The organism is Pseudomonas sp. Marseille-QA0332 (genome assembly GCF_054950175.1).
Window position 1 is genome coordinate 3,955,697 of the sequence record NZ_CM143106.1, and the last position, 20,522, is coordinate 3,976,218.

At 65.1% G+C, this 20,522-nt stretch carries 15 protein-coding genes and 1 tRNA gene; 12 read left to right on the forward strand and 4 right to left on the reverse strand.

Going from position 1 to position 20,522, the window contains the following annotated elements; genetic code table 11:
• Positions 1-14: 14 nt before the first annotated feature.
• The gene (gene uvrA, locus ACY8GK_RS18310) at positions 15-2,849 is read right to left on the reverse strand and encodes an excinuclease ABC subunit UvrA (RefSeq protein WP_196178286.1); all 2,835 of its coding nucleotides are present in this window, start codon (positions 2,847-2,849) and stop codon (positions 15-17) included.
• Between the two features lie 129 nt (positions 2,850-2,978).
• Here uvrA and ACY8GK_RS18315 point away from each other — a divergent pair, with 129 nt between their 5' ends.
• From ACY8GK_RS18315 to ACY8GK_RS18355, 9 genes are all read left to right on the forward strand, one after another.
• On the forward strand, positions 2,979-4,373 hold the full coding sequence (locus tag ACY8GK_RS18315) for an MFS transporter (protein WP_196178284.1): 1,395 nt from the start codon (positions 2,979-2,981) through the stop codon (positions 4,371-4,373).
• A gap of 9 nt (positions 4,374-4,382) precedes the next feature.
• Positions 4,383-4,940 (forward strand): single-stranded DNA-binding protein, encoded by a 558-nt coding sequence (locus tag ACY8GK_RS18320; protein WP_462401761.1) that lies wholly within the window; start codon positions 4,383-4,385, stop codon positions 4,938-4,940.
• Between the two features lie 250 nt (positions 4,941-5,190).
• Entirely contained in the window at positions 5,191-8,256 is a 3,066-nt protein-coding gene (gene fdnG, locus ACY8GK_RS18325; protein WP_196178280.1) for a formate dehydrogenase-N subunit alpha, read from the forward strand.
• The gene (fdxH, locus tag ACY8GK_RS18330) at positions 8,256-9,206 is read left to right on the forward strand and encodes a formate dehydrogenase subunit beta (protein WP_196178278.1); all 951 of its coding nucleotides are present in this window, start codon (positions 8,256-8,258) and stop codon (positions 9,204-9,206) included. The genes fdnG and fdxH overlap by 1 nt, the downstream gene beginning before the upstream one ends.
• Complete coding sequence (locus tag ACY8GK_RS18335) at positions 9,203-9,859, forward strand: formate dehydrogenase subunit gamma (protein ID WP_462401762.1); 657 nt, start codon at positions 9,203-9,205, stop codon at positions 9,857-9,859. The genes fdxH and ACY8GK_RS18335 overlap by 4 nt, the downstream gene beginning before the upstream one ends.
• Before the next feature lie 4 nt (positions 9,860-9,863).
• Positions 9,864-10,790 (forward strand): formate dehydrogenase accessory protein FdhE, encoded by a 927-nt coding sequence (gene fdhE / locus ACY8GK_RS18340; RefSeq protein ID WP_462401763.1) that lies wholly within the window; start codon positions 9,864-9,866, stop codon positions 10,788-10,790.
• A 66-nt stretch (positions 10,791-10,856) separates the two neighbouring features.
• Positions 10,857-12,287: an L-seryl-tRNA(Sec) selenium transferase gene (gene selA, locus ACY8GK_RS18345; protein ID WP_196178272.1), complete on the forward strand. Its 1,431-nt coding sequence runs from the start codon at positions 10,857-10,859 to the stop codon at positions 12,285-12,287.
• Positions 12,284-14,203: a selenocysteine-specific translation elongation factor gene (selB, locus tag ACY8GK_RS18350; RefSeq protein WP_462401764.1), complete on the forward strand. Its 1,920-nt coding sequence runs from the start codon at positions 12,284-12,286 to the stop codon at positions 14,201-14,203. The genes selA and selB overlap by 4 nt, the downstream gene beginning before the upstream one ends.
• 6 nt (positions 14,204-14,209) lie before the next feature.
• Positions 14,210-14,305 (forward strand) — tRNA-Sec (locus tag ACY8GK_RS18355).
• Positions 14,306-14,316: 11 nt separating this feature from the next.
• Here the strand turns inward: ACY8GK_RS18355 and ACY8GK_RS18360 are convergent.
• Positions 14,317-15,306, reverse strand: coding sequence for an asparaginase (locus tag ACY8GK_RS18360; RefSeq protein WP_196178268.1), 990 nt, complete (start codon positions 15,304-15,306; stop codon positions 14,317-14,319).
• 68 nt (positions 15,307-15,374) lie between these two features.
• The gene (locus tag ACY8GK_RS18365; protein WP_196178266.1) at positions 15,375-16,829 is read right to left on the reverse strand and encodes an alanine/glycine:cation symporter family protein; all 1,455 of its coding nucleotides are present in this window, start codon (positions 16,827-16,829) and stop codon (positions 15,375-15,377) included.
• A 175-nt stretch (positions 16,830-17,004) separates the two neighbouring features.
• Here ACY8GK_RS18365 and ACY8GK_RS18370 point away from each other — a divergent pair, with 175 nt between their 5' ends.
• The 3 genes from ACY8GK_RS18370 to ACY8GK_RS18380 all read left to right on the forward strand — a co-directional run bounded on the left by ACY8GK_RS18370 (position 17,005) and on the right by ACY8GK_RS18380 (position 19,770).
• Positions 17,005-17,823 (forward strand): helix-turn-helix domain-containing protein, encoded by an 819-nt coding sequence (locus ACY8GK_RS18370; RefSeq protein WP_196178264.1) that lies wholly within the window; start codon positions 17,005-17,007, stop codon positions 17,821-17,823.
• A 125-nt stretch (positions 17,824-17,948) separates the two neighbouring features.
• Positions 17,949-18,833, forward strand: a complete 885-nt coding sequence (locus ACY8GK_RS18375; protein WP_196178262.1) for a sugar nucleotide-binding protein — start codon at positions 17,949-17,951, stop codon at positions 18,831-18,833.
• Positions 18,826-19,770: an NAD-dependent epimerase/dehydratase family protein gene (locus ACY8GK_RS18380; protein ID WP_462401765.1), complete on the forward strand. Its 945-nt coding sequence runs from the start codon at positions 18,826-18,828 to the stop codon at positions 19,768-19,770. Before ACY8GK_RS18375 ends, ACY8GK_RS18380 begins: the two co-directional genes overlap by 8 nt.
• Positions 19,771-19,818: 48 nt before the next feature.
• Here the strand turns inward: ACY8GK_RS18380 and ACY8GK_RS18385 are convergent, their stop codons facing one another.
• Positions 19,819-20,502 (reverse strand): OmpW/AlkL family protein, encoded by a 684-nt coding sequence (locus ACY8GK_RS18385; protein ID WP_196178259.1) that lies wholly within the window; start codon positions 20,500-20,502, stop codon positions 19,819-19,821.
• Positions 20,503-20,522 lie beyond the last annotated feature (20 nt).

Sequence of the window (20,522 nt, forward strand, 5' to 3'; positions counted from 1 at the left end):
GGGGTTTTTCCTGTTCAGGCCTTGTCGCGTTCTAGCAGCGGCTTGAGGTAGTGGCCGGTATAGGACTGTTTCATCTTCGCCAATTCCTCGGGCGTGCCGCAGGCGATGATCTGTCCACCCTTGGAACCACCTTCCGGACCCAGGTCCACGAGCCAGTCAGCCGTCTTGATCACGTCCAGATTGTGCTCGATGACCACCACGGTGTTGCCATGGTCACGCAAGCGATGCAGCACATCGAGCAGTTGCTGGATGTCGGCGAAGTGCAGACCCGTGGTCGGTTCGTCGAGGATGTACAGCGTCTTGCCGGTATCGCGCTTGGACAGCTCGCGCGACAGCTTGACCCGCTGGGCCTCGCCGCCGGATAGCGTGGTCGCCGACTGCCCCAGCTTGATGTACGACAGGCCCACGTCCATGAGTGTCTGCAGCTTGCGCGCCAGCGCAGGTACCGCATCGAAGAATTCGCGGGCATCCTCGATGGTCATCTCCAGCACATCGTGGATGTTCTTGCCCTTGTACTTGATTTCCAGGGTCTCGCGGTTGTAGCGCTTGCTCTTGCACACGTCGCAAGGCACGTAGATGTCCGGCAGGAAGTGCATCTCGACCTTGATCAGGCCGTCGCCCTGGCAAGCCTCGCAGCGACCGCCCTTGACGTTGAACGAGAACCGGCCCGGGCCGTAGCCACGCGAGCGCGACTCCGGCACGCCGGCGAACAGTTCGCGGATCGGCGTGAAGATGCCGGTATAGGTCGCCGGATTGGAGCGTGGCGTACGGCCGATGGGGCTCTGGTCGATGTCCACTACCTTGTCAAGGTGCTGCAGACCGTCCATGCTGGCGTGCGCTGCGGCTTCCAGGCTGCTGGCGCCGTTGAGCGCGGTGGCGGCCAACGGGTACAAGGTATTGTTGATCAGCGTCGACTTGCCTGAGCCTGATACACCCGTCACGCACGTCAGCAGGCCGATGGGCACTTCCAGATCGACGTTGCGCAGATTGTTGCCGCGGGCACCCTTGAGCTTGAGCGACAGTTTCTTGTTGCGAGGGGTGCGCTTGGCCGGAACGACGATCTTCTTGCGTCCGGAAAGGTACTTGCCGGTCAGCGAGTCGGGGTTTTCCATGACCTGCTGGGGCGTGCCCTCGGCGACGATCTGGCCGCCATGCACGCCGGCGCCAGGGCCGATGTCCACCACGTAGTCGGCCAGGCGAATGGCGTCTTCGTCGTGTTCGACCACGATGACCGTGTTGCCCAGGTCACGCAGGTGGTTCAGGGTCGCAAGCAGGCGATCGTTGTCCCGCTGGTGCAGGCCGATCGACGGCTCGTCGAGGATGTACATCACCCCGACCAGGCCTGCGCCGATCTGGCTCGCCAGGCGAATGCGCTGCGCTTCGCCGCCGGACAAGGTATCGGCGCTGCGGTCCAGGGTCAGGTAGTCGAGGCCGACGTTGACCAGGAACTGCAGGCGCTCGCAGATCTCCTTGAGGATCTTGGCCGCGATCTCGCCACGGCGGCCGGTCAGGGTGAGCTCGCCGAAGTAATCGCTGGCCTCGCCGATCGGCAGGCTGGTGACGGCCGGCAGGGTCTTCTCACCGACCCACACATGCCGCGCTTCGCGGCGCAGGCGCGTGCCACGGCAATCGGGGCAAGGTTGGGTGCCGAGATACTTGGCCAGCTCTTCGCGCACCGTGGCCGACTCGGTTTCACGATAGCGCCGCTCCAGGTTCGGAATGATGCCTTCGAACGGATGCGAACGCTTGACGATGTCGCCACGGTCGTTGAGGTACTTGAAGTCGACGCTTTGCTTGCCGCTGCCGTGCAGGATCAGCTTCTGGTGGTCTGCCGACAGCTGGCCGAACGGTTCGTCGAGGCTGAAGCGGTAATGGCTCGCCAGCGAGCCGAGCATCTGGAAGTAGTAGACGTTGCGCCGGTCCCAACCGCGGATCGCGCCCTCGGCCAGGGTCAGCTCGCTGTTGACCAGGCGTCGCGTGTCGAAGAACTGCTTGACCCCCAGGCCGTCGCAGGTCGGGCAGGCGCCGGCCGGGTTGTTGAAGGAGAACAGCTTGGGTTCCAGTTCGCTGATGGCATGACCGCAGACCGGGCAGGCGAAGCGCGCGGAGAAGATCATTTCCTCGCCGCCTTCATCCTCCATGGGCGCGACCAGCGCGATGCCGTCGGCCAGCTTCAAGGCCGTCTCGAACGATTCCGCCAGGCGCTGCTGCAGGTCGGCACGTACCTTGAAACGGTCGACCACCACATCGATGCTGTGCTTTTTCTGCTTGTCCAGCTTCGGCAACTCATCGAGCTCATGCAGCTTGCCATTGATGCGGGCGCGAACGAAACCCTGGGCCCGCAGTTCGTCGAACACCGCCAGGTGTTCGCCCTTGCGCTCGCGCACCACCGGTGCCAGCAGCATAAGCCGGCTGCCTTCGGGTTGCTCGAGCACTAGGTCGACCATCTGGCTGACGGTCTGCGCCTCCAGCGGGATGTCGTGGTCAGGGCAGCGGGGTGTACCGACGCGGGCGTAGAGCAGGCGCAGGTAGTCGTAGATTTCGGTGATGGTGCCGACGGTGGAGCGGGGGTTGTGCGACGTCGACTTCTGTTCGATCGAAATGGCCGGAGAGAGCCCCTCGATGGTGTCGACATCGGGTTTTTCCATCATCGACAGGAACTGCCGGGCATAGGCGGACAGCGATTCCACATAGCGCCGCTGGCCTTCGGCATACAGCGTGTCGAACGCCAGGGAAGACTTGCCGGAGCCCGACAGGCCGGTGATCACGATCAGCTTGTCGCGCGGCAGGGTCAGGTCGATGTTCTTCAGGTTGTGGGTGCGTGCCCCACGGATCAGGATCTTGTCCACTGCGGCCTCGCTTGGCGGGCATAAACGACGAAGTATACGGCGCACGGCCATCACGCGGCAAAGCGTCGCGCAGATGCCGTCAAGCTGTCGGACTGATAGAATTCCTGCCGGTTCACACGAGGTTACTCCATGCAAGATACTCACCATGAGCGCATGAGCGGCAGCGAAACCCGCGCCGCCAGCGGCCTGGCCCTGGTCTTCGCCTTCCGTATGCTGGGCATGTTCATGGTCCTGCCGGTGCTGGCCACGTATGGCATGGACCTGGCAGGCGCCACCCCCGCGCTGATTGGCCTGGCCATCGGTGCCTATGGTCTTACTCAGGCCGTGCTGCAGATTCCGTTCGGGGTGATCTCGGACCGCATCGGTCGACGCCCGGTCATCTACGTCGGCCTGGTCGTGTTCGCCCTCGGCAGTCTCCTGGCGGCCCAGGCCGATACGATCTGGGGCGTCATCGCCGGGCGCATCCTGCAAGGCGCCGGAGCCATCTCGGCGGCGGTGATGGCGCTGCTCTCCGATCTGACCCGCGAGCAGCACCGGACCAAGGCCATGGCCATGATCGGCATGAGCATCGGCCTGTCCTTCGCCGTGGCCATGGTGGTCGGCCCGTTGCTGACCCGTGCCTTCGGCCTGTCCGGACTGTTCCTCGCCACGGCAGGGCTGGCGCTGGTAGGCGTCGCCCTGGTCGCCCTGGTCGTGCCCAAGGCCCACAGCGTGATGCAGCACCGCGAGTCCGGGGTGGCGCGCCAGGCGCTCGGCCCGACCTTGCGCAACCCGGATCTGCTACGCCTGGACATCAGTATCTTCATCCTGCATGCCATCCTGATGGCCAGCTTCGTCGCCTTGCCGCTGGCGTTCGTCGAGCGCGGCGGGCTGCCGAAGGAAGAGCACTGGTGGGTCTACCTGACCGCCTTGCTGGTCTCATTTTTTGCAATGATACCGTTCATCATCTATGGCGAAAAAAAGCGCAAGATGAAGCGTGTCCTGCTCGGCGCGGTCAGCGTACTGCTCCTGGTCGAGGTATTCTTCTGGCAGTGGGCTGACAACTTGCGCGGACTGGTGACCGGCACCGTGATATTCTTCACAGCCTTCAATCTGCTGGAGGCCTCGCTGCCTTCGCTGGTCAGCAAGGTGTCGCCGGCGGGCGGCAAGGGAACGGCCATGGGGGTCTATTCCACCAGCCAGTTCCTCGGTGCCGCCCTCGGAGGGATCATCGGTGGCTGGTTGTTCCAGCATGGTGGCCTGGGCATGGTGTTTCTCGGTTGTGCCGGGTTGTGCGTCCTGTGGCTGATCGCCGCCCTGGGCATGAACGAGCCGCCCTACGTGACCAGCCTGCGCATGCCGCTGTCGCCGACCGCCTTGCGCGAGTCGGGGCTGGCCACGCGCCTAATGGCCGTGCCGGGTGTGACCGACGCCGTGGTGGTGGAGGAGGAAGCCGCCATCTATATCAAACTGGATACGAAAATTTTGGATCGTGCGACCCTCGAGCGTCTGGTCAACCCAGCCTCTGCGGCGTGCGAAGCCTAGGAGAACGTTATGGCCCGTGGGGTTAACAAAGTCATTCTGGTCGGCACCTGCGGTCAGGATCCCGAAGTCCGCTATCTGCCCAACGGTAATGCCGTGACCAACCTGAGCCTGGCCACCAGCGAGCAGTGGACGGACAAGCAGTCCGGGCAGAAGGTCGAGCGCACCGAGTGGCACCGTGTCGCCCTGTTCGGGCGCCTGGCCGAAATCGCCGGCGAATACCTGCGCAAGGGTTCCCAGGTCTACATCGAGGGCAAGCTGCAGACCCGCGAGTGGGAAAAGGACGGGATCAAGCGCTACACCACTGAAATCATCGTCGACATGCAGGGCACCATGCAGCTGCTCGGTGGCCGTCCGCAAAACCAGGAAGGTGGTGGCAACTACAACCAGGGTGGCGGCAACTACAACCAGAACCAGAACCAGAACCAGGGCGGCGGCAACTACAACCAGGCGCCACCACGCCAGCAGGCGCCACGCCCGCAGCAGGCGCCCCAGCGTCCAGCGCCGCAGCAGCCGTCCCAGCAGCCAGCGGCTGATTTCGACAGCTTCGATGACGATATTCCGTTCTAGGACTTACCTGATACATTTTTGTAAAGATCAGGTCTGGAGCCCCCGCATTGCGGGGGTTTCGTTTTTTGCCATGCCCCGCTTCTCGCAGTTCCATGACGCCTCGCATTCCTGCCTCTGCTGATCCACATCCCCCCTTCCTGAAAATCTTGGCTATAGTAGCCCCTGATAGCCAGCCATTGGCCATTACCGTGACACCCCCGAGGCGCCCGGCAACGTCCCGAGCGCCCGAACACCTGATCAGGAGTGCACGATGGACCTTAACCGTCGGCAGTTCTTCAAGGTCGCCGCAGTCGGCCTTGGGGGCTCGAGCCTGGCGGCGTTGGGCATGGCCCCGACACCTGCCTTTGCCGAACAGGTACGCCACTTCAAGCTGGCGCATACCAAGGAAACCCGCAACACCTGTCCCTACTGCTCGGTCGGCTGCGGGCTGATCCTGTACAGCCAGGGCGATGCAGGAAAGAACGTTGCCCAGAACATCATCCACATCGAGGGCGACGCGGACCATCCGGTCAATCGCGGCACCCTGTGTCCGAAAGGCGCGGGCCTGCTGGACTTCATCCACAGTCCCAGCCGGCTGCTTTACCCCCAGGTACGCAAGGCCGGCAGCAACGAATGGACCCGCGTGTCCTGGGACGAGGCGCTCGACCGCATCGCCGAGCTGGTCAAGCAGGATCGCGATGCCAACTTCATCGAGAAGAATGACCAGGGCCAGACGGTCAATCGCTGGCTCACCACCGGTTTCCTCGCCGCTTCCGCTGCGTCCAGCGAAGCCGGCTACCTGACCCACAAGGTCGTCCGTTCGCTCGGCATGCTGGGGTTCGATAACCAGGCGCGTGTCTGACACGGCCCGACGGTGGCAAGTCTTGCCCCGACGTACGGCCGTGGCGCCATGACCAATCACTGGTCGGATATCGCCAACGCGAACCTGATCCTGGTGATGGGTGGCAACGCAGCGGAAGCCCATCCGTGCGGCTTCAAATGGGTAACCGAAGCCAAGGCCCACAACCAGGCGCGGCTGATCGTGGTCGATCCACGGTTCACCCGTACCGCCTCGGTGGCCGACTACTATGCGCCGATCCGCACCGGCAGCGACATCGCCTTCATGGGCGGGCTGATCAACTACCTGCTGGAAAAGGACCGGATCCAGCACGAATACGTGCGCAACTACACCGACGTCTCGTTCATCGTCAAGGAAGGCTATGGCTTCGAGGACGGCCTGTTCAGCGGCTACGACGCGGCCAAGCGCAGCTACGTCGACAAGTCCGGCTGGGGCTACGAGATAGGCGAGGATGGCTTCGTCAAGGTCGACCCGACCTTGCAGCACCCGCGTTGCGTGTTCCAGCTGATGAAGCAGCACTACAGTCGTTACACCGCCGACGTGGCGAGCATGACTTGTGGCATGCCTCAGGACCGCATGCTCAGGATCTGGGAAGAGATCGCCACCTGCTCGCAGCCTGGCAAGACCATGACCATCCTGTATGCGCTGGGCTGGACGCAGCATTCGATCGGCGCGCAGATCATCCGCAGCGCGGCGATGGTGCAGTTGCTGCTGGGCAACGTCGGCATGCCAGGCGGTGGGGTCAATGCCTTGCGCGGTCACTCCAACATCCAGGGCCTGACCGACCTGGGCCTGCTGTCCAACTCGCTGCCAGGCTATCTGACCCTGCCTGGCGACGCCGAGCAGGACTACGCCGCCTATATCGACAAGCGCGCACCCAAGGCGCTGCGCCCTGGCCAGCTGTCCTACTGGCAGAACTACGGCAAGTTCCATGTCAGCCTGATGAAAGCCTGGTACGGTGCCAATGCCACCGCCGAGAACGACTGGGGCTACCATTGGCTACCAAAGCTCGACGTGCCGGCCTATGACGTGCTGCGCATGTTCGAGCTGATGGGGCAGGGCAAGGTCAACGGCTACATGTGCCAGGGTTTCAACCCGATCGCCGCGTTGCCGGACAAGAATCGCGTTACCGCAGCGCTGGCCAAGTTGAAGTGGCTGGTGGTCATGGACCCGTTGGCCACCGAGACCTCGGAGTTCTGGCGCAACGCCGGACCATTCAACGACGTCGACACGGCCAGCATCCAGACCGAGGTCATCCGCCTGCCCACCACCTGCTTCGCCGAGGAAGACGGTTCGCTGGTCAACAGCAGCCGCTGGCTGCAATGGCACTGGAAGGCCGCCGACGGACCTGGCCAGACGCGCACCGACGTGCAGATCATGAGCGAGCTGTTCCTGCGCCTGCGCGAACGCTACCGCACCGAGGGCGGCAGTTTCCCCGACCCGCTGCTCAACCTCGACTGGCCGTACAAGGTGCCGGCCGAGCCTTCGCCTGCCGAACTGGCAAAGGAAATGAACGGCACCGCACTTACCGACCTGACCGACATCACCGGTACCGTGGTCAAGGCCGGCCAGCAGCTGTCGGGCTTCGGCCAGCTCAAGGACGACGGCAGCACCGCCTCGGGCTGCTGGATCTTCTCCGGCAGCTGGACCGAGCAGGGCAACCAGATGGCTCGTCGCGACAACAGCGACCCATACGGCATGAAGCAGGCAGGGGGCTGGGCCTGGGCCTGGCCGGCCAACCGGCGCATCCTCTACAACCGTGCTTCGTCCGACCCCCAGGGCAAGCCCTGGGATGCCAGCAAGCGCCTGGTATGGTGGAACGGCAAGGTCTGGAGCGGCACCGATGTCCCGGATTTCAAGATCGATTCGCCCCCTGAGCAGGGCATGAATCCGTTCATCATGAACCCGGAAGGCGTGGCGCGTTTCTTCGCGCTCGACAAGATGGCCGAGGGGCCATTCCCCGAGCACTACGAGCCGTTCGAGACACCGATCGGGATCAACCCGCTGCATCCGGGCAACAAGAAGGCGGTGAGCAATCCGGCGGGGCGTATCTTCGATTCGGTATGGGCCACATTGGGGCAGGCCAAGGACTTCCCCTACGCCGCGACCACCTACCGGCTGACCGAGCATTTCCATTTCTGGAGCAAGCACTGCCAACTCAACGCGATCGCCCAGCCCGAGCAGTTCGTCGAGATCGGCGAAGTGCTCGCCAAGGAAAAAGGCATCGTGGCCGGCGATCGGGTGCGGGTGTCGAGCAAGCGCGGGCACATCGAGGCCGTCGCGGTGGTGACCAAGCGGATCCGCCCACTGATGGTCAACAACCAGACCGTGCACCAGGTTGGCATCCCGCTGCACTGGGGCTTCACCGGTTCGGCACGGCATGGCTACCTGACCAACACCCTGGTGCCGTTCCTGGGTGACGGCAACACCCAGACGCCGGAATCGAAGTCGTTCCTCGTCAACGTGGAGAAGATCTGATGGCCAGTCAGGATATCATCGCCCGTTCGGCGACCACGACCGTGCCACCTTCGGCGCGCCACCAGCAGGAAGTCGCCAAGCTGATCGATACCACCAAGTGCATCGGTTGCAAGGCATGCCAGGTCGCCTGTTCGGAATGGAATGAACTGCGTGACGAAGTCGGTCACAACCATGGCACCTACGACAACCCCCAGGACCTGACGGCACAGACCTGGACGTTGATGCGCTTCACCGAGCACGAGAAGGCCGATGGCGACCTGGAGTGGCTGATCCGCAAGGACGGCTGCATGCACTGTGCCGAGCCGGGCTGCCTTAAGGCCTGTCCAAGTCCAGGCGCGATCATCAAGCATGCCAACGGCATCGTCGACTTCAACCAGGATCACTGCATCGGCTGCGGCTACTGCATCACCGGTTGTCCGTTCAACATCCCGAGGATCTCGCAAAAGGACAACAAGGCCTACAAGTGCAGCCTGTGTTCGGATCGGGTGAGCGTGGGGCTGGAGCCGGCCTGCGTGAAGACCTGTCCTACCGGGGCCATCGTCTTCGGCACCAAGGAGGCGATGAAGGAACATGCCGCCGAGCGGGTGGTCGACCTCAAGTCGCGTGGCTACGAGCAGGCAGGGCTGTACGACCCGGAGGGTGTCGGCGGTACCCATGTGATGTACGTACTGCATCATGCCGACACGCCGCGCCTGTACGCCGGCTTGCCGGACCAACCGACGATCAGCCCGCTGGTCAGCCTATGGAAGGGCGTGACCAAGCCCCTGGCATTGCTGGCCATGGGCGCGGCGGTGGTGGCCGGCTTCTTCCATTACGTGCGGGTCGGGCCGCAGCGGGTCGAGGAACAAGAGCAGCCCGCCACTGCGGATCCCGCGGTGCGCCAGGTGGATCCGGCAGTGCATACCTATGACCCGCGCCAGCCAGGCGCAGAGGGAGGGCCGCGGCCATGAAGGATGACAAACCGATCCTGCGCTATACCGCCAACGAGCGCAGCAACCACTGGCTGGTGGCGATCCTGTTCGTGATGGCGGGCCTCTCGGGGCTTGCGCTGTTCCATCCGGCGCTGTTCTGGCTCAGCCACCTGTTCGGTGGCGGTCCCTGGACACGGATCCTGCATCCGTTCATGGGAGTAGCCATGTTCGTGTTCTTCCTCGGTCTGGTGATGCGCTTCTGGCGGTCCAACTTCCTGAACCGCAACGATCGGCTGTGGTTGCGGCGCATCGATCGGGTCCTGCGCAACCAGGAAGAAGGCGTGCCGCCGATCGGCAAGTACAACGCCGGTCAGAAGCTACTGTTCTGGACCTTGCTGGCATGCATGCTGGTTCTGCTGCTCAGCGGCGTGGTGATCTGGCGCGCCTGGTTCAGCCATTTGTTCGACATCGACACCATCCGCCTGGCCAGCCTGGCCCATGCGGCAGCAGGGTTCGTCCTGGTGCTGTCGATCATCGTGCATGTCTACGCCGGCATCTGGATCAAGGGGTCGGTCGGCGCCATGCTGCATGGCTGGGTCAGTCGCGCCTGGGCGCGCAAGCATCATGAGCTGTGGTATCGCGAAGTGACCGGCGAGCAGACGCCGACCCATTCCGGCAGAAAGAAAGGATGAACCCTTGAGCACGATACTCGAACCCGGCCAGATCGAAGCATCGGCCAGCGCACCCCCGTTCCTGCATCTGCCCGAGGGCGATCTTTTCGCGCGGCGTGCCGAACGTCTCGAGCATCTGGCCCAGGGCCATGCCCTGGGCGACTACCTGCGTCTGGTCGCGCGCCTGTCGCGCGTCCAGCAGCAGCTGTTCGACCAGCCGCCGAGCGAGATGCCGGTGGCCGAGGAGCGCCAGCGGCTGAGCCTGGACCATGGCCTGCCGCCGCTGGCGGTCGACAGCCTGGTGCGCCAGGATGCCTGGCTGCCGTGGTTGCAGGGGCTGCTGGAGACCTTCGAGACGCAGGGCAACCTGCCTTTGCAGGCAGCCTTGCAGACGTTGCACGAAGCTGACCAGAACCGTCGCAAGGGCTGGGCCATCGCCTTGACCAGTGGCCAGTACAGTGCCGTGCCGGCCGCGCTGGTGCCGCTGCTCGGCGCGGCCTTGCAGGCCGCCTGGAGCTATTGGCTGAGCAGGCTGGATGGTACCCGGCTGGCGCCGACCAGCAGCCTGTCGCAGTGCCCGGCCTGTGGCTCGCCAGCGATGGCCGGCGTGGTGCGCAATCGAGGCAAGCACAACGGCCTACGTTACCTGGCCTGCTCGCTGTGCGCCTGCCAATGGCACGTGGTGCGGGTCAAGTGCGTGTACTGCGAGTCGAGCAAGGACCTGCGCTACAGCAGTCTCGAGGACGATCGTCATGCGCCCGGCAAGGCGCCGCTGCGTGCCGAATGCTGCCCAGGCTGCAACAGTTATCTCAAGCACAGCTACCTGGAAAACGATGCGGGCGCCGAGCCGCTGGCCGATGATCTGGCGAGTCTTGCCCTGGATCTGCGGCTGGACGAGGAGGGCTTCGCGCGCCTGGCACCCAACCTGATGCTGGCCCCTGGCGGGAACTGACAGTCTACACTGCACCTCCAAGCCTCTCGTCTGCCCTCGACCGAAACGGACTTCAAGGTAATCCCAATGCCCTCGAGCCTTGCCAGTGACAACCCGGCACGCCTGCCATCGGTCGACAAGCTGCTGCGCCAGCCTGCCTGCCAGCCACTGCTCGAGCGCCACGGGCGCGAGCTGGTGCTGGCCGAGCTCCGCCTGTTGCTCGACGAACTGCGCCAGCCGGCCTTGCTTGGTCAGCTCAGCGCCGTGGAACTCTGCCCGCCAGTGTTGCTGGGGCGAGCCGGCGAGCGCCTGGCCAGCCGCCAGCGCAGCCAGGTTCGCCGGGTATTCAACCTCACCGGTACCGTACTGCATACCAACCTGGGACGCGCACTGCTGCCCGAGGAGGCGGTGGTGGCGGTGCAGGCCGCGGCGCGCCATCCGCTCAATCTCGAACTGGACCTGGCCACCGGCAAGCGCGGCGACCGTGACGACCTGATCGAGGGCTTGCTGCGAGAGCTGACTGGGGCCGAGGCCGTCACGGTGGTCAACAACAACGCTGCCGCCGTGCTGCTGGCGCTCAACAGCCTCGGCGCGCGCAAACAGGGGGTCATCTCGCGTGGCGAACTGATCGAGATCGGCGGCGCCTTCCGCATACCTGACATCATGGCCCGCGCCGGTGTGCGCCTGCACGAGGTCGGCACCACCAACCGCACCCATGCCCGCGATTACGAACAGGCCATCAACCCGCGAACCGGCTTGCTGATGCGCGTGCATTGCAGCAACTACAGCATCCAGGGTTTCACCACTCAGGTGCCGACCCGGGAGCTGGCCGAGATTGCCCATCGGCATGGTCTGCCCTTGCTCGAAGACCTTGGCAGCGGCAGCCTGCTGGACCTGAGCCGCTGGGGCCTGCCCGCCGAGCCGACCGTGCGCCAGGCGCTCGCCGACGGCGCCGACATCGTCACCTTCAGCGGCGACAAGCTGCTCGGTGGCCCACAGGCCGGGATCATCGTCGGCAGCAAGGCGCTGATCGCGCGAATCAAGAAAAACCCGCTCAAGCGCGCCCTGCGCGTCGACAAACTGACCCTGGCCGCCCTCGAGGCCGTGCTGGCGCTGTACCGCGATCCAGACCGACTGGCCGAGCGTTTGCCCAGCCTGAGGCTGCTGACTCGATCCCAGGCCGACATCATGGCCCAGGCCGAGCGACTCGCGCCGGGGCTGGCTGCCGTGGTCGGGGCGCCCTGGTCGGTCAACGTCGAGCCGGTGCTGGGCATGATCGGCAGTGGCAGCCAACCGGTGGCCCGTTTGCCAAGCGCAGCGCTGTGCCTGCGCGCGCAGGTTTCGAAGAAGCTCCGTGGGCGTAGCCTGCATGCTCTGGAGCGAGCCTTGCGCGACCTGCCGGTGCCGGTGCTGGGGCGTATCGACGACGATGCCCTCTGGCTCGATCTCAGGCAGCTCGACGACGAAGCCTGCTGGCTGGCCCAGTTGCCCACGCTTGGCCTGGAGCCGATCCGGTGATCGTCGGTACCGCCGGGCATATCGATCATGGCAAGACCGCCTTGCTGCAGGCGCTGACCGGACAGACCGGCGACCGCCGCCAGGAGGAGCGGGCCCGTGGCATGACCATCGACCTTGGCTACCGCTACGCGTCGTTGCGCCAGGGCGCGCCGCTGGTCGGGTTCATCGACGTGCCCGGGCATGAGCGCTTCATCCACAACATGCTCGCTGGCGCCCATGGCATCGACCTGGTACTGCTGGTGGTGGCTGCCGACGATGGCGTGATGCCCCAAACCCGCGAGCACCTGGCGATCATCGAGCTGCTGGGCATCCCCCAGGCCATGGTGGCCATCAGCAAATGCGACCGGGTCGAGCCTGGGCGCGTGGCGCAAGTCCAGGCGCAGGTCGCCAGCCTGCTGGCAGCCGGACCTCATGCCGGCGCGCCGCAGTTCGCGCTATCCAGCGTCACCGGGGAGGGCCTGGAAGCCTTGCGCGAAGCCTTGTGGCAGGCGCAGGGCCAAGTGCGCGGGCGCAGCGTGCGAGGCGGTTTTCGCCTGGCCGTCGACCGGGCGTTCTCGGTGGCCGGGACCGGTATCGTGGTGACCGGCACGGCCCTGGCGGGGCAAGCCGAGGTCGGCGAGAGCCTGGTGCTGGGCAAGGCTGGCAGGCCCGTGCGCGTGCGCGGCCTGCACGCCCAGAATCGACCTGCCCAGCAGGCCGAGGCCGGCCAGCGCGTGGCCTTGAACATTACTGGCGAGCGCCTGGCGCTGGAGCAGATCCGTCGTGGCGACTGGCTATTGCCGGCATGGCTGCATGCGCCCAGCCAGCGGGTGGATATCGAATGCTACCTGCTGCCAGGCGAGTCACGACCGTTCGAACATTTCAGTGCCGTGCATGTGCACCTCGGCACCCAGGACGTCACCGCCCGGGTAGCCCTGCTGGAAGCCGACAAGCTGCAGCCCGGCCGGCGCATGTTCGCCCAGTTGCTGCTCGATGCGCCCCTGCAGGCGGTGCATGGCGATCGCCTGGTGTTGCGCGACCAGCGCGCACAGCGCACGCTCGGCGGCGGCCGCGTCCTTGACCCGTTCGGGCCGAGCCGCCATCGGCGCAGCGAGGCGCGCCTGCGGCAGCTTGGCGTGCTGGCCGGCTGCGCGAGCCTGGAGGACGCCTTGCCGGGACTGCTGCAGAGCGCGCCATCGGGGCTCGATCCGCAGCGCCTGGAACGACAGTTCAACCGCCCGCGCGACAGCTGGCAGCTGCCCGAGGACGTACAGGTGGTGGTCACCCGGCAAGGGCCGCTGCTGTTCGCCGGCCAACGCTGGCATGCCTTGAAGGCCGAGCTGCTCGAGCGCCTGTCGCTGTTTCACGCGCGCGAGCCCGACCAGTTGGGGCCGGATCGTGACCGCCTGCGTCGCTTTGCCGCCATGCCCCTGGAGCGGCCTGCGTTCATCGCCTTGCTCGAGGCGCTGATCGCCGAGGCGAAGATCGACAACAGCGGGCCGTGGCTGCACCTGCCGGACCATCAGGTCCGCCTTGGCGACGCCGATGCCGCGTTGTGGGAACGTCTCAAACCCTCGCTGCTGCAAGGCCAGTTCGACCCGCCGTGGGTCCGCACGCTGGCAGCGGCCCAGCAGCATGACGAGGCCGAGGTGCGCCTGTTGCTGCGCAAGCTGGCACGCGCAGGCGTGGTGCACCAGGTGGTGCGCGACCTGTTCTATCCGCAGGAAATGATTCAGCGAATGGCCGATCTGCTCTTGCAGCAGGCGGCTCGATCCCCGATAGTACAGGTCGCCGCGTATCGTGACCTGCTCGGCATCGGACGCAAGCGCACGGTCCAGATACTGGAGTACTTCGATCGCCTGGGCCTTACCCGCCGGGTGGCCGACCAGCGTTACATCCGTACCGACAGCGCCCTGGCCCAGCACCATGGGTCATGAATTCAAGGAAGGCAATCGCGCCCGGTGGCGCGGCCGGGCTTCAAACCCGGTTGGGGACGGCAGCCGTTCCCGGGCAGGTTCGACTCCCGCTGCCTTCCGCCACCTTCCTCCGCTCAGGCCCGCTCGCCGCACAGATCCAGCGCGAACCAGCGCTCGGCGTCCTGGATGTCCAGGCCGGCACCGAGCAGGGCGAACATCTTGCCCAGCGCTGCCTCGCGGGTCATGCCGCCACCGCTGACCAGGCCGGCATCACGCAGCCGACTGCCGGCGGCATAGGTCGCGAACTGCACCGCGCCTTCCGGGCACTGGCTGATCGCAACGAGCAGTACGCCATCCCGACGAGCCTCCCGCAGCACCTCGAGCAGGGCCTGGTCATCCGATGGGCCAGTACCGCTGCCATAGCATTCGAGCAACAGGCCACGCACGCCGCTGGCCAGCACGCCGCGTACCTGCCCGGCCGACAGGCCGGGGAACATCGGCATCACGGCCAGGCTGACCGGCTGGCGCGGTCGACGGTAGTCCAGCTCGGTCGGCACGCCATCGGCACGTTCGTCCTGGCGCTGGCGGGGCAGGGCGGCAAAGGCGTCGAAAGCCTCGCTGCGCAGCTTCGACGCGCGGCAGCCATGCAGCAGCTGGCCATTGAAGTACAGCTGTACAGCGGCCGGCAAGCCTTGCTCGAACAGGCCCAGGGCACCTGCGAGATTGTCCCAGGCATCGCTGTCCGGCGCCCCGGCCGGCAGCATCGAGCCGGTCAGCAGCACCGGCACCGGCAACCCGAGCAGCAGGAACGACAACGCCGCGGCGCTGTAGGCCAGGGTATCGGTGCCATGCAGCACCAGCACGCCGTCATGGCCGTCGCGCTGCACCGCCTCGACGATGGCGCCGCGCATCGCCAGCCAGTTGGCCTGCTGCATGTTGGCGCTGTCGATCAGCGGGTCCAGCTCGCGCAGGGTCCAGCTCAAGCGTGGCGCATCGGCACGTTGGGCCAGGTGCTCGCGCATGCGGGCTTCGAAGCCGCCGGCCGGCGCGAGACCGGAAGGGGTCTGCAGCATGCCGATGGTGCCACCGGTATAGAGGACGAGGAGATTCTTGACTTCACGCATGGCGCATTCCGTAGCGAGGAGCGGAGAACGGCAGCCGCCCACGGACGGGGCGGCTGGCAGCAGTACTGTCAGCGTTGGGCCTGGGCCTGGACGTGAGCCGGGCCGGCAGCCTGCTCGTCGGTCGCTGCGACCTGCGGATTGGCCGGCCAGGCGGCACGGTCCAGGTCCAGGTCCTGGAACTTCGAGGCATCGAACACGGGCTGCTTGATGCCGGCCCGGCGCTGCTCGTCATAGTCGCGCATCACCCGCAGGCCGACCTTGAACAGCAAGGCCAGGGCGACCAGGTTGACGAAGGCCAGGCAGGTCATGGTGATGTCGGCAAAGGCGAACACGGTCGACAGGTCCTGTACCGACCCCCATACCACCAGCACCAGCACCAGGGCGCGGAAACCGAACAGCACCATGCGGTTGCGGCTGAGGAACTGCAGGCTGTTCTCGCCCAGATAGTAGTTGTAGAGGATGCAGGTGAAGACGAACAGCGACAGCGCGACGCTGACGAACAGGCGGCCCCAGTCACCAACCACGGCGGCCAGTGAGTTCTGGGTCAGGACGATGCCGTCACCTTCGAAGCCAGGGGTATAGAAGCCCGACAGCAGGATCAGCAGTGCGGTGCAGGTGCAGATCACGAACGTGTCGAGGAACACGCTGAAAGCCTGGACCACGCCTTGGGCACCAGGATGCTTGACCGCCGCCACGGCAGCGACGTTGGGCGCACTGCCCAGGCCCGCTTCGTTGGCGAACACGCCGCGCTTGACGCCCATGACGATGGCGCTGCCGAGCAGCCCGCCAAACGCCGGGTCAAGGCCGAAAGCGCTCTTGAAGATGGTTTCCAGCATGGCCGGCACGTGTTCGATCTGAGTGCCGATCACATACAGGGTCACGCCGATGTAGGCCAGGGTCTTGATCGGTACCAGCAGGTCGGACACTGCGGCGATCCGCTTGATGCCACCCAAGAACACGACCGCCAGCAGCACGGCCAGGGCGATACCGGTGTGGCTCGGATCGAAGCCGAAGGCGTTTTGCAGCGAGTGGGTCACGGTGTACGACTGCAGACCCATGAAGGCGAAGCCGTAGGTCACCAGCAGCAGGATCGAGAACACCACTGCCATGCTCTTGAGCTTCAGGCCGTGCTGGATGTAGTAGGCCGGGCCGCCCCGGTACAGACCGTCGCCATCGGCGCGCTTGTAGACCTGCGCCAGGGTGCATTCGAAGAAGCTGCTGGCCATGCCGACCAGCGCCGTGACCCACATCCAGAACACCGCGCCTGGCCCGCCCAGGGTCACGGCGATGCCGACACCGGCGATGTTGCCCGCGCCGACACGGCCTGCCAGGCTCAGCATCAGGGCCTGGAACGAACTCAACTGGCCGGCCTGGCCACGCAGCGATTCGCGGAACACCGCGAACATGTGGCCAAAGTGGCGGAACTGGACGAACCGCGAGCGGATGGTGAAGTAACCGCCGAGTCCGACGATCAGCACGATGAGGAGTTTCCCCGAGAGGAAATCGTTGAGTGCTTCGAGCATGGAAGAACCTCGATTCTTATTCTTTGCGATGAAAGATGTCGGCCAACGCTGGGCGCGCTGGAGCCATGGGGCGCATGGTTGGCCATGACAAGTGAGGTTACAATTTCGCGGGTTGTGCCGAATTGATGCGACTTGATGCTATAGTGGCGCCTGATGCATCACCGGGACCGGATCCATGAGCGAACATTTCGCTGCCAACCTGAAGCTTGCCTGCAGTCATTACCGCTCTATTTCAGAGGTTTGCCGACAGCTGTCGATCAACCGCGGGCAGTTCAACAAGTACCTCAGCGGGCACAGCCGTCCCACGGCCTACAACCTCAAGCGCATCGGTGACTTCTTCGGCGTCGAGGACTACGAGCTGGGCCTTCCTCCGGAACAGTTTGCCCGGTTGATCGGGGCGCGAAGTCACCTGGCCGATACGGCGCGGCAGGGCGATCCGCTCAGCGAGCTGTTCAAGCCCCTGCATGAGCACACCGGCAACCTCTCGCGCTATTGCGGCTACTACTTCGAGTATTCCAACTGCATCTCCGTCCCTGGCTCGATCCTGCTCTCGCTCGTGCACCTGCGAGAAGAGCGTGGGGCGTTCATGTTCGAGCGCCAGGAGCGCCAGGAGCGTACCAGCAGCGCCGATGTCCAGGCCGAGGACTGGGTGCGTTGTCGCTACCTCGGCGCGGCCTTCCAGCTGCAGGACCGGCTGTTTCTCATCGACTACGAGTCGCTGACTTTCAACGAGATGAGCCAGACCATCCTCATCCCCAGCTTCAAGAGCCGCATCACTCGGCTCAACGGCCTGAAGACCGGCGTGTCCAGCGCCGACCGACGCAACCCGGCCTGTACCCGGGTGGTGTGGGAATACCTGGGCGCCGAGATCAACCGCATCAATGCCTATCGGCAGGTGCGGCTGTACCGTCCCGATGACCCGCGTATCGATGACGACATTCGCGAGCGGCTGAGCGTGGGGCCGATCAGCAACGGGTTGTTCGAGACCGAGTGAGTGGCAGCCCGGCATGCGCCGCCTGGCACGGCCCTGGCACAGGCCGTGCCAGGGTTGCGCTTGTGCGAAAAGAACCCGCAGAATGCTCGCTTTCCCTAATCAACCTGTTCGGATCTGCTGACTTTATGCGAATGCGCCTGATGCTGTTGGGTGGTGGAAGTGCCCTGGGGCAAGCGCTGATTCGCCTGGGAGCCGAGGAAGACATCGGGTTCTTGGCCCCGAGGCCGCCCGAGCACGGCTGGGATGTCGCCAGCCTGACGCAATTGCTCGACGACCATCGCCCCGACGCGCTGGTAAACCTGGCCTACTATTTCGACTGGTTCCAGGCCGAGTCGGTCAGCGAGCAGCGCCTGGCCTTGCAGGAGCGAGCGGTGGAGCGCCTGGCCGAACTCTGCCAGCATCACCAGATCACCCTGCTGCAACCTTCCAGCTATCGCGTGTTCGATGGCTCGCGCGCCACGGCCTACAGCGAGAAGGACGAGCCGGTGCCGCTCGGCCTGCGTGGCCAGGCGCTCTGGCGCATGGAACAGAGCGTGCGGGCGGCCTGCCCACAGCATGTGCTGCTGCGCTTCGGCTGGCTGCTCGACGACAGCCGCGACGGCCTGCTGGGCCGTTTCCTCACGCGGGCCGAGCAACCACACGAGCTGTTCCTGGCCGATGACCGGCGCGGCAATCCGACGCCAGTGGACGATGCCGCCCGGGTAATCCTCTCGGTGCTCAAGCAGCTCGACTGCGCGGCGCCGCTGTGGGGTACCTATCATTACGCGGGCAATGAGGCGACCACGCCGCTTGCGCTGGGACAGGCTATCCTGAGCGAAGCGGCGCAGTGGCAGAAGCTGGCGATCCAGGCACCGACCGCGCAGGCCCATGCCGCACGCTCGGATGCCAGCGAAGAACCGCAGAATGCCGTGCTGGCCTGCAAGAAAATCCTTCATACCTTCGGTATCAAGCCCCGTGCCTGGCGCGCCGGCTTGCCACCTCTACTGGACCGGTTCTATCGACATGGCTGATGCTCCCATCCTGATTACCGGCGGCGCCGGATTCATTGGTTCGCACCTGTGCGATGCGCTGCTGGGCAAGGGCCACGCAGTGCGTATCCTGGACGATCTTTCCACTGGCAAGCGCGAGAATCTGCAGCTGCAGCATCCGCGGCTCGAACTCTTGGAGGGCGACGTGGCCGACGCGGCGCTGGTGGCGCGTGCCGCCGAGGGCTGCCAGGCGATCGTCCACCTGGCCGCGGTGGCTTCGGTGCAGGCTTCGGTGGATGATCCGGTACGCACCCACCAGAGCAATTTCATCGGCACTCTCAACGTCTGCGAAGCCATGCGTGTCCATGGCATCCGGCGGGTGCTGTTCGCTTCCAGTGCCGCCGTCTACGGCAACAACGGCGAGGGCCAGGCGATCGTCGAGGACACGCCCAAGGCGCCGCTGACGCCGTATGCCGTGGACAAGCTGGCCAGCGAGCAGTACCTGGACTTCTATCGTCGGCAGCACGGCCTGGAGCCGGTGGTCTTCCGGTTCTTCAACATCTTCGGTCCGCGCCAGGATCCCTCCTCGCCGTATTCCGGGGTGATCAGCATCTTTGCCGAGCGCGCTTCGAAGGGGCTGCCCATTACCGTGTTCGGCGACGGCGAACAGACCCGCGACTTCTTCTATGTCGGGGACCTGGTCAAGCTGCTGGTGCAGGGACTCGAGCTGCAGCAGGTGCCGCTGGGGGCGATGAATGTCGGGCTGAACAAGGCGACTTCGTTGAACCAGCTGCTCGATGCGCTGGGGGATGTGCTGGGCGGTTTGCCGGCCATCAGCAATGGCCCGGCGCGGCCGGGTGACATTCGTCATTCGCGTGCCGACAACGCCCGGCTGTCGTCGCGCTTGCGGCTCGAGACGCCGACCACTCTGGTCGATGGCCTGTCTCGCCTGCTCGGTCAGGATCGCCAGTTGCGCTGACGAACCGTGGCAACGCGCGGCGCAACGCTGCGCCGCGCGCTTGGTGTATCAGAACTTGTAGCCGATACCGACCATGTAGACCCAGGGGTCGACTTCCACATCGACCTTGGTCTTGCCTACGCCCAAGGCGCTCGGGCCATCGATGCTGGCCTTGGTGTTGATGTCCGCATACCAGACCGAAGCATTGATCAGCAGGTTGTCAGTGAGCATGTAGTCCATGCCGAGCTGGCCGGCCAGGCCGATCGAGTCCTGCAGCTTCATGTTGCTGAACCCCTGCCGCTTGCGTGCGCTGCTGAGTTCCTCGTCGAAGAACAGCGTGTAGTTGATGCCGATGCCGGCGTACGGCTGGAACTTCGACGAGGCGTCCATCGGGTAGTACTGCAGCGACAGGGTCGGAGGCAGTTGCTTGACGTCGGCCAGCTTGCCGTCCAGGCCGCCACCCAGACCCTTGACGCCTACCTTGTGCTTGAACGGCGTGGCAGCCAGCAGTTCGACGCCGACATGCTCGGTCAGCATGTAGGCGAACGTCAGGCCGAGCTGGGTATCGCTGGACAAGGTGGCCTTGGTGCCCGATACCTTGGCGCCGTCGAGTTTCAGGTTGCCGCTGTCTTCGTTCGGCGCGGTGACGATGGCGCCGGCGCGCACGATGAAATCACCCGGCTGGTAGGCGTGGGCAGCCGGGGCCGCTAGCGCCAGGGCAACGAGCGAGGCGCCAAGCAAGGACTTGTTCATGGGAGCTCCCAAAGGACGTG

What these genes read in the sequence shown, in the direction of transcription:
- ACY8GK_RS18315 (WP_196178284.1), top strand. Translation starts at nt 2,979, where the DNA reads ATGCAAGATACTCACCATGAGCGCATGAGCGGCAGCGAAACCCGCGCC.
- ACY8GK_RS18320 (WP_462401761.1), top strand. Translation starts at nt 4,383, where the DNA reads ATGGCCCGTGGGGTTAACAAAGTCATTCTGGTCGGCACCTGCGGTCAG.
- fdxH (WP_196178278.1), top strand. Translation starts at nt 8,256, where the DNA reads ATGGCCAGTCAGGATATCATCGCCCGTTCGGCGACCACGACCGTGCCA.
- ACY8GK_RS18335 (WP_462401762.1), top strand. Translation starts at nt 9,203, where the DNA reads ATGAAGGATGACAAACCGATCCTGCGCTATACCGCCAACGAGCGCAGC.
- selA (WP_196178272.1), top strand. Translation starts at nt 10,857, where the DNA reads ATGCCCTCGAGCCTTGCCAGTGACAACCCGGCACGCCTGCCATCGGTC.
- ACY8GK_RS18360 (WP_196178268.1), bottom strand. Translation starts at nt 15,306, where the DNA reads ATGCGTGAAGTCAAGAATCTCCTCGTCCTCTATACCGGTGGCACCATC.
- ACY8GK_RS18365 (WP_196178266.1), bottom strand. Translation starts at nt 16,829, where the DNA reads ATGCTCGAAGCACTCAACGATTTCCTCTCGGGGAAACTCCTCATCGTG.
- ACY8GK_RS18370 (WP_196178264.1), top strand. Translation starts at nt 17,005, where the DNA reads ATGAGCGAACATTTCGCTGCCAACCTGAAGCTTGCCTGCAGTCATTAC.
- ACY8GK_RS18375 (WP_196178262.1), top strand. Translation starts at nt 17,949, where the DNA reads ATGCGAATGCGCCTGATGCTGTTGGGTGGTGGAAGTGCCCTGGGGCAA.
- ACY8GK_RS18380 (WP_462401765.1), top strand. Translation starts at nt 18,826, where the DNA reads ATGGCTGATGCTCCCATCCTGATTACCGGCGGCGCCGGATTCATTGGT.
- ACY8GK_RS18385 (WP_196178259.1), bottom strand. Translation starts at nt 20,502, where the DNA reads ATGAACAAGTCCTTGCTTGGCGCCTCGCTCGTTGCCCTGGCGCTAGCG.